The sequence below is a fragment of the Pseudonocardia kujensis genome, from assembly GCF_021283305.1.
Lineage (GTDB): Bacteria > Actinomycetota > Actinomycetes > Mycobacteriales > Pseudonocardiaceae > Pseudonocardia > Pseudonocardia kujensis.
In genome coordinates, this window is the sequence record NZ_JAJSOK010000008.1 from 155,071 (window position 1) to 167,582 (window position 12,512).

General features: G+C 73.5%; 10 protein-coding genes. 5 read left to right on the forward strand and 5 right to left on the reverse strand.

Features of this window, described 5'->3' with window-relative positions:
• Position 1 precedes the first annotated feature (1 nt).
• The 3 genes from egtC to ggh all read left to right on the forward strand — a co-directional run bounded on the left by egtC (position 2) and on the right by ggh (position 3,819).
• On the forward strand, positions 2-964 hold the full coding sequence (gene egtC / locus LWC35_RS08825; RefSeq protein WP_372463020.1) for an ergothioneine biosynthesis protein EgtC: 963 nt from the start codon (positions 2-4) through the stop codon (positions 962-964).
• Positions 965-1,020: 56 nt separating this feature from the next.
• The gene (gene egtD, locus LWC35_RS08830) at positions 1,021-2,004 is read left to right on the forward strand and encodes an L-histidine N(alpha)-methyltransferase (protein WP_232869536.1); all 984 of its coding nucleotides are present in this window, start codon (positions 1,021-1,023) and stop codon (positions 2,002-2,004) included.
• A gap of 396 nt (positions 2,005-2,400) precedes the next feature.
• The gene (gene ggh / locus LWC35_RS08835; RefSeq protein ID WP_232869537.1) at positions 2,401-3,819 is read left to right on the forward strand and encodes a glucosylglycerate hydrolase; all 1,419 of its coding nucleotides are present in this window, start codon (positions 2,401-2,403) and stop codon (positions 3,817-3,819) included.
• Positions 3,820-3,861: 42 nt separating this feature from the next.
• On the opposite strand, the gene LWC35_RS08840 is transcribed toward ggh, so the two are convergent.
• Positions 3,862-4,395, reverse strand: a complete 534-nt coding sequence (locus LWC35_RS08840; protein WP_308194495.1) for a TSUP family transporter — start codon at positions 4,393-4,395, stop codon at positions 3,862-3,864.
• Positions 4,396-4,645: 250 nt separating this feature from the next.
• A complete protein-coding gene (locus LWC35_RS08845; protein ID WP_232869538.1) occupies positions 4,646-5,080 on the reverse strand; it encodes a MarR family winged helix-turn-helix transcriptional regulator in 435 nt (144 codons plus the stop codon).
• A 74-nt stretch (positions 5,081-5,154) separates the two neighbouring features.
• Here LWC35_RS08845 and LWC35_RS08850 point away from each other — a divergent pair, with 74 nt between their 5' ends.
• A complete protein-coding gene (locus LWC35_RS08850) occupies positions 5,155-5,796 on the forward strand; it encodes a maleylpyruvate isomerase family mycothiol-dependent enzyme (protein ID WP_232869539.1) in 642 nt (213 codons plus the stop codon).
• Positions 5,797-5,841: 45 nt separating this feature from the next.
• Here LWC35_RS08850 and LWC35_RS08855 read toward each other — a convergent pair whose 3' ends face one another.
• On the reverse strand, positions 5,842-7,170 hold the full coding sequence (locus LWC35_RS08855) for an FAD-dependent oxidoreductase (RefSeq protein ID WP_232869540.1): 1,329 nt from the start codon (positions 7,168-7,170) through the stop codon (positions 5,842-5,844).
• Positions 7,171-7,262: 92 nt separating this feature from the next.
• Entirely contained in the window at positions 7,263-7,901 is a 639-nt protein-coding gene (locus tag LWC35_RS08860) for a TetR/AcrR family transcriptional regulator (protein WP_232869541.1), read from the reverse strand.
• A gap of 63 nt (positions 7,902-7,964) precedes the next feature.
• Between LWC35_RS08860 and LWC35_RS08865 the strand changes: the two genes are divergently transcribed.
• Positions 7,965-9,290, forward strand: coding sequence for an FAD-dependent oxidoreductase (locus LWC35_RS08865; RefSeq protein WP_232869542.1), 1,326 nt, complete (start codon positions 7,965-7,967; stop codon positions 9,288-9,290).
• A gap of 135 nt (positions 9,291-9,425) precedes the next feature.
• On the opposite strand, the gene LWC35_RS08870 is transcribed toward LWC35_RS08865, so the two are convergent.
• Positions 9,426-12,257 (reverse strand): aconitate hydratase, encoded by a 2,832-nt coding sequence (locus tag LWC35_RS08870; protein WP_232869543.1) that lies wholly within the window; start codon positions 12,255-12,257, stop codon positions 9,426-9,428.
• Positions 12,258-12,512: the final 255 nt, after the last annotated feature.

Consider the following 12,512-nt stretch of genomic DNA (forward strand, 5'->3'; position numbering starts at 1 on the left):
CGTGTGCCGCCACCTGGCCCACCTGGGCCCGCCGACCACGCTGGCCGCGCTGCTGCTGGAGCCCCCGCACGGGCTGCTGCACCAGTCCTACGCCCCGGCCGACATGCGGGGCGGGGGCACGGTCAACGCCGACGGTTTCGGCGCGGGCTGGTACCCGCCCGCCGACCCGGGCGGGAACGGTCATGCGCCCGAGCCGGCCCGGTACCGCTCGGCCGAGCCGATCTGGTCGGACGGGTCGTTCGCGTCATTGGCGGCCGCCACCCGCAGCGCCGCGGTGCTGGCCGCCGTCCGCTCGGCGACCGTCGGGATGCCGGTCACCAGCACCGCGGCCGCCCCGTTCACCGAGGGGCGCTGGCTGTTCAGCCACAACGGGGTGGTCCGCGGCTGGCCGCGCTCGGTCGCGGACCTGGCCGGCCGCCTGCCCGTCGTCGACCTGCTGACCCTCGACGCCCCGACCGACGCGGCGCTGCTGTGGGCGCTCGTCCGGCACCGGCTGCGGGCGGGCGAGGACCCGGCGCGGGTGCTGTCCGCGACCGTCCTCGCGGTCGAGGCCGCCGCACCGCACTCCCGGCTCAACCTCCTGCTCACCGACGGCACCACCCTCTGGGGCACCGCCTGGGACCACGCGCTGTCGGTGCGGGTCACCGACGCGACCGCCACGGTGGCCTCGGAGCCGACCGACGCGGACCCGGGCTGGCAGCCGGTCCCGGACCGGCACCTCGTCGTCGCCGCACCGGGCCGGCTCGAGCGGCACCCGATCGGTCCCGTCGTCGTCCCGACCCCCGGTGCCCCGGGGAGCACCTCCGACAGCGCCTCCGACAGCACTGCCGGCAGGGCCTCCGACAGCACTGCCGGCAGGGCCTCCGACAGCACTGCCGGCAGGGCCTCCGACAGCACTGCCGGCAGGGCCACCGCCACCGACACCGGGATCCCGGACCGCGGGACCCGCGCGCCCCACCCCTGAGCAGCGATCCTGCTCGACCCGGGCCCCGGCCCGGACGCACCGCGAGGAGCACGATCATGACCCGGTCGAACCGCCCCACCGAGCTGGACGTCCATCTCACCGCGGCCGACGCCGAGGCGGCGCTGCGGGCCGACGCCCGCGCCGGGCTGACCGCCGACCCCAAGGAGCTCCCGCCCAAGTACTTCTACGACGCCCGCGGCAGCGCGCTCTTCGAGAAGATCACCGAGCTCCCGGAGTACTACCCGACGCGCACCGAGCGGGCCCTGCTCGAGGAGTCGGTCGGGGCGATCGCCGAGGCCTCCGGCGCCGACACGGTGGTCGAGCTGGGGTCTGGCTCGTCGACCAAGACCCGGCTGCTGCTCGACGCCTTCCGGGCGACCGGGACCTTGCGCCGGTACGTCCCGCAGGACGTCAGCGAGGCGGCGCTGCGCGGGGCGCTCGACACGCTCGAGACCGAGTACCCCGACCTGGAGCTGCACGGGGTGGTCGGGGACTTCACGAAGGACCTGACCGCGCTGCCGACCGGCGGTCGGCGCATGATCGCCTTCCTCGGCGGCACGATCGGCAACCTGCGGCCGGCGGAGCGCGGCGCGTTCCTCGCGCACGTGCGCTCGGTGCTCGAGCCGGGCGAGCAGCTGCTGCTCGGCACCGGCCTGGTGATCGACGAGCCGACCCTGGTCGCCGCCTACGACGACGCCGCGGGCGTCACCGCGGAGTTCAACCGCAACGTGCTGCACGTGCTCAACCGGGAGCTGGCCGCCGACTTCGTCCCGGAGGCGTTCGCGCACGTCGCGGTGTGGGACACCGAGCACGAGTGGATCGAGATGCGGCTGCGTGCGGAGAAGGACATGCGGGTCCGGGTGGCGGAGCTGGACCTCGCGGTCGACTTCGCGGAGGGCGAAGAGATGCGCACCGAGATCTCGGCGAAGTTCCGGCCCGCCGGGGTACGGGAGATGCTGGCCGAGGCAGGCTTCGACCTCGTCCGCTGGTGGACCGACGAGGACCGGCGCTTCGCCCTCTCCCTCGCCACGGCCGTCTGATCGCAGTATGGAACCTTGACGCGCTCTCGAGCCCGGATTGAGCCCGTTATGGTTCCATAACGCGCGCCTCCGTGAGCAGCGGCTGACCGCACTCCGGCGTCCGTCCACGCCGGATCGTGCGGCGGCGGGGCGTAACGCACCCTGATCGTGCCCCGAACACCGGGGAGACGATCGTCCCTGCGTGCGCGGACCGATCCCCGCCGCAGGTCGACGCACCGGGACGGCGCGCTGCGCGTTGACCCCGTACCGGTGACCCGGACCGGGTAACGCCGCGGCGGTGGCGCCGATGAATCGAACGGCGAGGTATTGAGCCGTGGGACACGCCTCGTTACTCTTGAGTTAAGTACTAGTGATACCGATCAGGCGCGCTGATACGCCGGAAGGAAGCACATCCCCGTGAGCACGGAGTCCGACACCGGCCCTCATCCGAACGCTCCCGCCACCGCTCCTCCGGCCCGCGGTGCGGTGACGCATGCGGCGTACGGCACCGTGCTCACCGAGACCGGGCTCGGTGTGCACGCGGCCGAGGTACTGCGGGCGAACGACATGGGCGGCTGGACCAAGGCCGCGCCGCTGCTCTACCCGCACCAGTGGAGCTGGGACAGCGCGTTCGTCTCGATCGGCTGGGCCCAGGTCGACGTACACCGGGCGATGACCGAGCAGCAGCGGCTGTTCGAGGCCCAGTGGCGCAACGGGATGGTCCCGCAGATCGTGTTCAACCCCCTCGCCGGGCCGGAGTCCTACTTCCCCGATCCCGCGCGCTGGGCCGTCGAAGTGTCGCCGGAGGCGCCGGTGGGCGTGGCCGAGACCAGCGGCATCTGCCAGCCGCCGGTGCACGCGATCGCGGTGGCACGGATCTGGGAGGTCGCCGTCGGGACCGCGGCCGAGCCGGAGATCCGGGCCCGGCTGCGCGCGCTCTTCCCGCGGCTCCTCGCCTGGCACCGGTACCTGGCCGAGCAGCGCGACCCGTCGGCGTCCGGCCTGGTCACGACCTACCACCCGTGGGAGGGCATCGACAACTCCCCGCGCTGGGACGGGGTGCTCGGCCGGCTCGAGGTCGGGGAGGTCCCGCCGTACACCCGCCGCGACGTCCAGCACGTCGCCGACGCCGGGCAACGCCCCACGAACGCACACTACGACCGCTTCCTCTGGCTGCTCGAGCTGCTCAAGCGGTACCGCTACGACGACGCCGTGATCCACGAGCGCTACCCGTTCCTGGTCAAGGACGTCTTCTTCACCTCGGTGCTGATCATGGCGAACCGGGCCCTGCTGGAGATCGCCGACGTCGTCGGGGCCACGCAGGCCGAGCGGACCACGATCCGGGGCTGGGTCGACCGGGCCCGCGCGGGCATCGCGGCCGCGACCGACGCCGCCAGCGGGATGGCCTACGACGTGGACCTGGGCACCGGCGCCCCGATCGAGGTCGCGACGTTCGCCGGGCTGTCCTCCCTGCTCGACGCCGGTGCCCCGACCGCCCGGCGCGCCCGCGCCCGGGCGGTGTTCGACTCCGAGGACTTCGCCGGGCACCCGGGCCTGCGCTGGGCGATGCTGCCGAGCACCAGCCCGCGCGCGGAGTGTTTCGACGCGCGCAACTACTGGCGGGGTCCGGTCTGGCCGATCGTCAACTGGCTGTACTGGAAGGGCCTGCGCGACGGCGGGGACACCGCCCGCGCGGTCGCCCTGCGGGAGGCGTCGTTGGACTCGCTGCGCCACGTCGGGTTCGCCGAGTACTTCGACCCGATGACCGGGGAGGCCCTCGGCTCGGCCATGCAGTCCTGGACCGCGGCGGTCGCCCTGGACTGGCTGGCCTCCTGAGCCACCGGGCGCCGCCGACCACGGAGCGCTCGCGACGGGCTGCTACGAGAGCTGTGCCTGGACCAGCAGCGCGACGGCGGTCGCCGCGGCCAGGCCGAGGACGGCCGGGCGGGTCCAGCCGCGGTCCAGGATCCGGCGCAGCGGGTTCGACAGCAGGAAGCCCGCGGCCATGAACGGGACCAGCACCACGCCCTGCAGCAGCCGCGCCCCGTCGACCTGACCGCCGGCGGCGAGCACGCCCAGCGACAGGAGCGTGCCCAGCGCGAAGTAGGCGCCGAGGGTCGCGCGGACGGTGGCGCCGTGCTCGTCCTGGTACAGCACCGCGACCGGCGGACCGCCGATCCCGGCCGCCGTGCCCGACACCCCGCTGACCGCCCCGGCGACCAGCAGCGCGGGCGGGGTCGGGCGCAGGCGCAGCCGCACCAGGGACGCCGCCACGCACAGCAGCACCGCGACGGCCACGAACGTCGCGAACTCGCGGTACGGCAGGAGGGCGACGACCGTCGCGCCGAGCACCGCGCCGGGGAGCCGCCCGCCAGGGCCCACCCGACGCCCCGCCAGTCGGCGTCGCGCCATTCCCGGACCAGGGCGAGCACGGCGTGCGCGCCCGCGACCACGATCAGCGGGACCGGCACGTACTGCGGGTCCAGCAGCGCCAGCAGCGGCGCGGCGACCAGTGCCATCCCGAACCCGACCGTTCCCTGGACCACCGCGCCCACCGCCACGACGAGCCCGGCCCACAGCACCACCACAGGGCCACCGTACGAGCCCCGTCCCACTCCCTGCGCACCACGGGGGGAGAAGGACCGGACATTCGGCGCGGGTGTCACCGCCAGGGATCGGTGATCTCCCGCAGGTCGGCGAGGAGCCGGCGGAGCTGCGCCATCCGGCGCGCACCGAGGTGCGCCTCCCACTCCGCCTCCACCTCCGCGACGATCCCGCGGGAGACCTCCACGCTGCGGGCGCCCCGCTCCGCGACCCGCACGAGGCGGGCCCGGCCGTCCGCGGGATCGGGTACGCGCTCCACGTACCCCGCTCGTTCCAGCTGGTCGACGAGGAATCCCGCGCTCTGCTTGGTGATCCCGGCCTGCTCGGCAAGCGCGGTGGTGCGGCTGCCGCCGGGGGCGACCCGCTGGAAGACACGGGCCTGCGCGGGGGTGAGGTCGTCGAACCCGGCCGCGGCCAGGCCGGCGAACACCCGGGCCTCGAGCGCCCGGTAGGGCAGGAAGAGCAGTAGTCCGGTGTTCAACGGCTCCGTCACGCTTGACGATCCTACGAGATGGTAAGAGACTCTGACGAGATTGGTCAGGCTCTCTGACCGAATCGAGGTGGCCGATGGAGCGCGACGAGAAGTGGGCGGTGATCGCCGCGCGGCGGCGGGAGCTGGCCGATCTGCTGGCCGGGCTGCCCGAGGCGGAGTGGGAACGCCCTTCGCTGTGCACGGAGTGGCGGGTCCGCGACGTCGCGGCGCACGTCGCGCTCACCCCGCAGTCGCCGGGCATGCTGCGCATCCTCGCCGCGGGAGCGCGCGCCGGCGGGGACCTGCAGGCGGTCAACCGGGACCTCGCCCGGACACATGCCCGGCGCCCCACCACCCGGCTCGTCGCCGAGCTGCGCGAGCTCGCCGACAGCCGCGCCCGCCCGGCGATCACCACCCTCGACAACCTGCTGTTCGACGTCCTGGTGCACGTCCAGGACGTGGCCCTGCCGCTCGGCCGCACCGCGCCGATGCCGCTCGCCGCGGCACGGGAGGGGTTGGACCGGGTGTGGCGGATGGGCTGGCCCTTCTGGGCGCGGCGGCGCTTCCGCGGCGCGCGGCTCGTGGCCACGGACATCGGCTGGATCGCGGGCGACGCCGGGGGCGCGGAGGTCCGCGGGCCCGCCGAAGCCTTGCTCCTGCTGCTCACCGGGCGCCGCGCCGCCGCCCTGCCCCGGCTCGCCGGGGACGGGCTCGCCCACCTCGCCGGGCCCGCCTGACCGGCCGCGGCCCGCTCCTGCCCTTCTCCCGGCTCTTCCGCTCCGCTACGAGGTCGCGTGCGCGGCCGCGAGTGCGGCGAGCTCGTCGCGGGTGGGGCCCGGTGGTGTCGGCGGGCGCCAGCCGCTCGCGTAGATCTCCGCGGCGCGTGCTCGCGCGGCGTCCAGGCTCGCCGGGAGGGCCCGCATGCCGAGGTAGGGCCCGACGAGGGGGAACAGGGCCGGATCGGCCTGCGCGGCCGCGACGACCAGGTCGGAGGGCAGCGGCCGGGTGAGGTCGACGTCGGCCCCGGCCCAGCGGCGGATCAGCTCGGCGTCCCAGTAGAGGTGGTCCTCGAACCACGGCGCGATCATGGTCGAGCACCAGGCGTCGAACGCGAGGGTGAGACCGGCGAGGTCGTGCGGGTCGTCGTCGAGCAGGCGCAGGAGCTCCCGGGCCTGCAGCAACGAGGTGGCGATTCCCCGTCCGACAGCGGGATTCGTGGTGCACACGGCGTCGCCGACGAAGACCAGCCCGGGCAGGGCCACCGCGCCGGCGTCGTCGAGCTGGCCCTGGTAGGTGTTGCGCAGGCGGCCACCCGGCAGGACGGGCGTGACCGGCTGCGCGCGGTCGGGGTCGGTCCAGGCGGCCAGCGCCGGGACGGCCGCTGCGGCGGCCTCGAACACCCCGGTGAGGCGTAGGTCGGCCAATGCCCGGTCGTCGCTGGAGCGGGCGATGACGGTGGAGAAGATCCCGTTGTCGTGCAGGAACACGATGGCCTGGTAGCCGGGGTAGACGTCGACCCGGCCGAGCGGGAAGTTCATCGGCCCCGGCGGCGCCCCCGGACGAAGCCGGTACTGGCGGGAGACGTAGGCGATGCCGCAGTCCCCGCCCCGCGCCGGGGCGCGTCGGTCCTGCCCGAGCCGGCCGGCGCGCCCGGTGGCCGCGATGACCACGTCGGCGTCCAGCGACGTGCCGTCGGTGCGGACACCGGTGGCCCGGCCGCGACGGGTGCGCACCTCGTCGGCGTGGCCGGTGTGGAGGACGAGTCCCGGCTGACGCAGGGCGGCCTCGCGCAGCACCCGCTCGAACGTCGACCGGCGACACCGCACCGCCATCAGCGCCCCGGACCCGCCCGCGGCCGCCGGGTCGGCCGCGACCGGCTCGGCCCCTGCGGCGAGCAGCTCGTCCCACACGTCGGGCAGTTCCGTCTGCAGCGCCTCGGCCACCTGCGCCCGCAGGGCGTGCGGGTGGTGGAACTGCATCACCCCGCGCCGGGGCCACGCGCCGTCCGGCCGGGGCCCGGTGTCGCGATCGACGACGGTGACCCGATGACCCCGCCGGGCGAGTGCCATGGCGGTGAACAGCCCCGTCGGCCCGGCTCCCACGACAGCCACATGCATGACGGTCTCCCACGACTCGGCGGTATCACGAGTGTCCCCCTGGGAAAAGAGCGGCCGCCACGCCCCGGTGATTCGGACCCGGGTCCTCATCCGCCCGTCAGGAGGCTCGCGACGAGCACGTCGCCGAGCCAGCGCTCGTACCGGGCGGGACTCCTGCCCAGACCGATCTGCTCGGTGTAGAGCTCGGGTCGGGTGAGCGACAGCAGCGTCACGGCAGTCTCCTGCGCATCGAAGCGGGCCCGCCCGCCCGCCTTCGCCAGCAGGGTGTCGGCCGTCCGGTGGCTCCGTCGCAGGCGCTGGGCGAAGACGTCGTCCCACGTGGTGGCGATGTCCGGGTCGAGCGGGGCCGACGCTCGCAGGACCTCCAGGACGGCCGCGGCCCGGCCGTAGATCTTGCGGGCGTTCCGGGCGATCAGTCGCAGCTGGCGGGCGGGATCCGGCTCACGGAGCTGCTCCTGCCACCAGTCCTGCTCGTCGACGTCGCCCGCGTAGTCGGCTCCGGTCATCGCACGCTCGACAACGCCTGCCAGCAGGGTCTTCTTGTTGGTGAAGGTCTTGTACACGGTCGGCACGGCCACCCCGGCGCCGACGGCGATGTCCTCGATGCGGGCGCCCCCGTAACCGCGCAGCTCGAAGACCTCGCGCGCCGCTTCGAGGATCCGGGCTCTCGTCAGCGCGGCCTGCTCGGCACGGAGGCCTGACGGGCGGTTGACAGCCTTCGGCATCTGCGTACAGTACCGCTCTACTCAGTAGAGCCGAGCTATACCGACGCGTTCCGGGGGTGGCTGGTGAGCGCGATGGTGGTGGCGGGCGGCAGCATCGGGGGCCTGGCGGTCGCCCTGTTCGCGGCCCGGGCCGGACACGACGTCGTGCTGGCCGAGGCCGACGGATTCCCGGTGCCCTCCGGGGTCGAGGAGACGTGGCGAGGGTGGAAGCGGCGCGGTGTTCCCCAGTTCCGCCAGCTGCACGGGACCCAGGCGCTCGGTCGGGCGAAGCTGGCGTCCCGGGCCCCCGACGTCCTGGACCGGCTGCGGACCGCGGGTGCCCATGACGTCGACCTGCTCGCGTCCCGGTCCGACGCCCGCCAGCGGACGGGCGCCGAGGGGCTCGTGCAGTTCCGCTGCCGGCGACCGGTCCTCGAGTGGGTGCTGCGGCAGGCCGTCGCTGCCGAGCCGAGGGTCGGTCTCCGGTCGGCTGTCGAGGTCACCGGTCTGGTCGTCGCCGCCGGGTGCAGACCGCGCGTCACGGGGGTGGCGACGACCCGGGGGAAGCTGCCTGCAGACGTGGTGGTCGACGCGACCGGCCGACGATCCCGCGTGGGGGAGTGGTGTGTCCGCTCCGGCACCGCTCCGCCGACGACCTGCACGGTCGACACCCGGCAGGTCTACTTCACGCAGTGGTTCCGGCGCGACGCCGCGTTCACGGGCGACGACCCGATGCTGCGGGTCGAGCTGCCGTGCGCGACCCTGCTCGTCCTCCCCGTGGACGCGGGCTGGTTCTCCGCCACCTTCTTCGCACCCGCCCACGACCGAGGACTGCGGGCCGCGCTGCACAGCACGGACGGGTTCCTCGGCGCCCTTCGGGCGGTTCCGTCCGCCTCGACATGGATCGAGGACGCGCGCCCGATCGGCACCGTCCAGTTCATGGGCAGGCTCGCCAACCAGCTGCGGCGTCCGTCCGCCCGGTCGCCCGCAGGGCTGCTGCCGGTCGCCGATGCGGCGGTCTGCACGAATCCCACATGGGGTCGTGGTGCCGCCCTGGCCCTGGCCCATGCCGATGCTCTCGTCGATCTCCTCGACGCCGGCGAGGAGCCCGCGACGCTGACCGCGGCCTTCACCGCCTGGACCGTCGAGAACCTCGAGCCGTGGTTCCACGACACCGTCCTGCTGGACGCCGAGACGAACGCGCGATGGGCCGGCGCCCGACCCGCGCCGTCGCCGGAGCGCCCGTTCAGCCACACCGACGCGGTCAGGACGACTCGAACCGACGCCGGCCTGCACGTGGCCTACCTGCGGTACCGGAACCTGCTCGACATGCCGGCAGCGTTCTGGAGCGATCCGGAGATCGTCGACGCCGTGCACGCGGGAAGCGGCGCTCTCGGTGGCGCCCCCTGATGTGCCGTCTCCCCCTGCCCGAGCGGGTGTCCCGGCCGGAGGCCGACGCGCGCTCGGACCGACCGGGGCGACGAACAGGAACGACGACGGGCCCCGCACTCCTCGGAGTGCGGGGCCCGTTCGGCGTGGCCCGGCTCAGGAGGCGAGCATGCCCCGGAGCACGTACTGCAGGATGCCGCCGTTGCGGTAGTAGTCCGCCTCGCCGGGGGTGTCGATGCGGACGACCGCGTCGAACTCGACCTTCCCGCCGTCCGCCTTGGTCGCGGTGACCTTGACGGTGCGCGGGGTGGTGCCGTTGTTCAGTTCGGTGATGCCGGCGATGTCGTAGGTCTCGGTGCCGTCGAGGCCCAGCGACGAGGCCGACTCGCCCTGCGGGAACTGCAGCGGGATCACACCCATGCCGATGAGGTTCGAGCGGTGGATGCGCTCGAAGGACTCGACGATCACGGCCTTGACGCCCAGCAGCGCGGTGCCCTTGGCCGCCCAGTCGCGCGACGACCCGGAGCCGTACTCCTTGCCGCCCAGCACGACCAGCGGGGTGCCCGCGGCCGCGTAGTTCTGCGCGGCGTCGTAGATGAACGCCTGCGGGGCGCCGTCCTGGGTGAAGTCCCGGGTGTAGCCGCCGGAGACGTCGTCGAGCAGCTGGTTGCGCAGCCGGATGTTCGCGAACGTGCCGCGGATCATCACCTCGTGGTTGCCGCGCCGCGAGCCGAAGGAGTTGTAGTCCTTCTTCTCCACGCCGTGCTCGTCGAGGTACTGCGCGGCCGGGGTGCCCGGCTTGATCGCGCCGGCGGGGGAGATGTGGTCGGTGGTGACCGAGTCCCCGAGCAGCGCGAGCACGCGGGCGCCGGTGATGTCCTCGACCGGGGCCGGCTCGCTCGCCATGCCCTCGAAGTACGGGGGCTTGCGGACGTAGGTGGACTCCTGGTCCCACTCGAAGGTCCGACCTTCGGGGGTGGGCAGCGAGCGCCACCGCTCGTCGCCGCGGAAGACGTCCGCGTAGTCCTTGGCGAACATCTCCTCGGTGATGGCGTTGTCGATCGTCGCCTGGACGTCCTGCGCGGACGGCCAGATGTCGGCGAGGAAGACGTCCGAGCCGTCCGTGTCCTTGCCCAGCGGCTGGGACTCGAAGTCGAAGTCCATCGTGCCGGCCAGCGCGTAGGCGATGACCAGCGGCGGGGACGCCAGGTAGTTCATCTTGACGTCCGGGTTGATCCGGCCCTCGAAGTTGCGGTTGCCGGACAGCACCGAGACGACGGCGAGGTCGGCCTCGTTGACCGCCGCCGAGACCTCCTCGGGCAGCGGGCCCGAGTTGCCGATGCAGGTGGTGCAGCCGTAGCCGACCAGGTGGTAGCCGAGCTTCTCGAGGTACGGCCAGAGGCCGGCCTTCTCGTAGTAGTCCGTGACGACCTGCGAGCCCGGCGCCATCGAGGTCTTGACCCACGGCTTGACCGCGAGGCCCTTGTCGACGGCGTTCTTGGCCAGCAGGGCCGCGCCCAGCATGACCGACGGGTTCGACGTGTTGGTGCAGGAGGTGATCGAGGCGATCACGACGGCGCCGTGGTCGATCTCGAACTCCGCGCCGCCCATGGTGACCTTGGTGGGCTTGCTGACCCGCCCGCCGGAGCCGGCCGCGGCGGAGATCGGCGCGTGCGGCTTGCCGGCGTCGCCGTTGCCGTCGTGCGCCGGGGAGGCGGGGTCGCTGGCCGGGAAGGACTCCTCGCCGGCCTCGTCGACCGTGGAGCCCGACGACGCGGCGTCGTCCGGGTCGGTCTGGTCCGGCGTCGACGCGTAGTCCGCCAGGGACGACCGGAAGGCCTCCTTGGCCTGCGCCAGCTCGATGCGGTCCTGCGGGCGCTTCGGGCCGGCGATCGACGGGACGACCGTCGACAGGTCCAGCTCGAGGGTCTCGGAGTACCGCGGCTCGGCCTTCGGGTCGTGCCAGAGGCCCTGCTCCTTGGCGTAGGCCTCGACCAGCGCGACCTGCTCGGCGGAGCGGCCGGTGAGCTTGAGGTACCGGACGGTCTCGTCGTCGATCGGGAAGATCGCGGCCGTGGAGCCGAACTCCGGGCTCATGTTGCCGATGGTGGCGCGGTTGGCCAGCGGCACCGCGCCGACGCCCTCGCCGTAGAACTCGACGAACTTGCCGACGACGCCCTGCTTGCGCAGCATCTCGGTGATCGTGAGCACGACGTCGGTGGCGGTGGCGCCGGCCGGGATCTCGCCGGTCAGCTTGAAGCCCAGCACCTTCGGGATGAGCATCGAGACCGGCTGGCCGAGCATGGCGGCCTCGGCCTCGATGCCGCCGACGCCCCAGCCCAGCACGCCCAGCCCGTTGACCATCGTGGTGTGCGAGTCGGTGCCGACCAGGGTGTCCGGGTAGGCCTGGCCGTTGCGGGCCATGACCGTGCGGGCCAGGTGCTCGATGTTGACCTGGTGCACGATGCCGGTGCCCGGCGGGACGACCTTGAACTCGTCGAACGCGCCCTGGCCCCAGCGCAGGAACTGGTAGCGCTCGCGGTTGCGCTCGTACTCGAACTCGACGTTGCGCTCGAAGGCGTCCGGCCGGCCGAAGACGTCGATGATCACCGAGTGGTCGATGACCAGCTCGGCGGGGGCGAGCGGGTTGACCTTCGACGGGTCCCCGCCCATCTCGGTCACGGCCTCGCGCATGGTCGCCAGGTCGACGACGCAGGGGACGCCGGTGAAGTCCTGCATGATCACGCGGGCGGGCGTGAACTGGATCTCGGTGTCGGGCTCGGCCGTCGGGTCCCAGTTCGCCAGCGCCCGGATGTGGTCGGCGGTGACGTTGGCGCCGTCCTCCGTGCGCAGCAGGTTCTCCAGCAGCACCTTGAGGCTGTAGGGCAGTTTCTCCGAGCCCTCGACGGCCGAAAGCCGGAAGATCTCGTACTCGCTGCCCCCGACCCCGAGGGTTCCCTTGGCTCCGAAGCTGTCGGTACTGGCCACTGTCGGCTCTCCTCCTGGCGGCGTGGTGGGCGCGTCTGCTTCTCGGGTGTCCCGCGGGAGTCTCGCGCACCGTGGGCTCCACGGCAGGGTGACCCCCGTCCCGGCTCAAACAGTACGCCTGTCCTATATACCGGGTCGAGCCAGGGGGTCGCAGGTCACGGGCATACCCCGAAACCGGCCGGGAACGCGCGGCGGCCGGCGGCGCGGGTGGGCCGCCGGCCGCCGGGGCATCCTGCACAGCGGTCATTTCATCCT

What these genes read in the sequence shown, in the direction of transcription:
- LWC35_RS08850 (WP_232869539.1), top strand. Translation starts at nt 5,155, where the DNA reads ATGGAGCGCGACGAGAAGTGGGCGGTGATCGCCGCGCGGCGGCGGGAG.
- LWC35_RS08860 (WP_232869541.1), bottom strand. Translation starts at nt 7,901, where the DNA reads ATGCCGAAGGCTGTCAACCGCCCGTCAGGCCTCCGTGCCGAGCAGGCC.
- egtD (WP_232869536.1), top strand. Translation starts at nt 1,021, where the DNA reads ATGACCCGGTCGAACCGCCCCACCGAGCTGGACGTCCATCTCACCGCG.
- LWC35_RS08840 (WP_308194495.1), bottom strand. Translation starts at nt 4,395, where the DNA reads ATGGCGCGACGCCGACTGGCGGGGCGTCGGGTGGGCCCTGGCGGGCGG.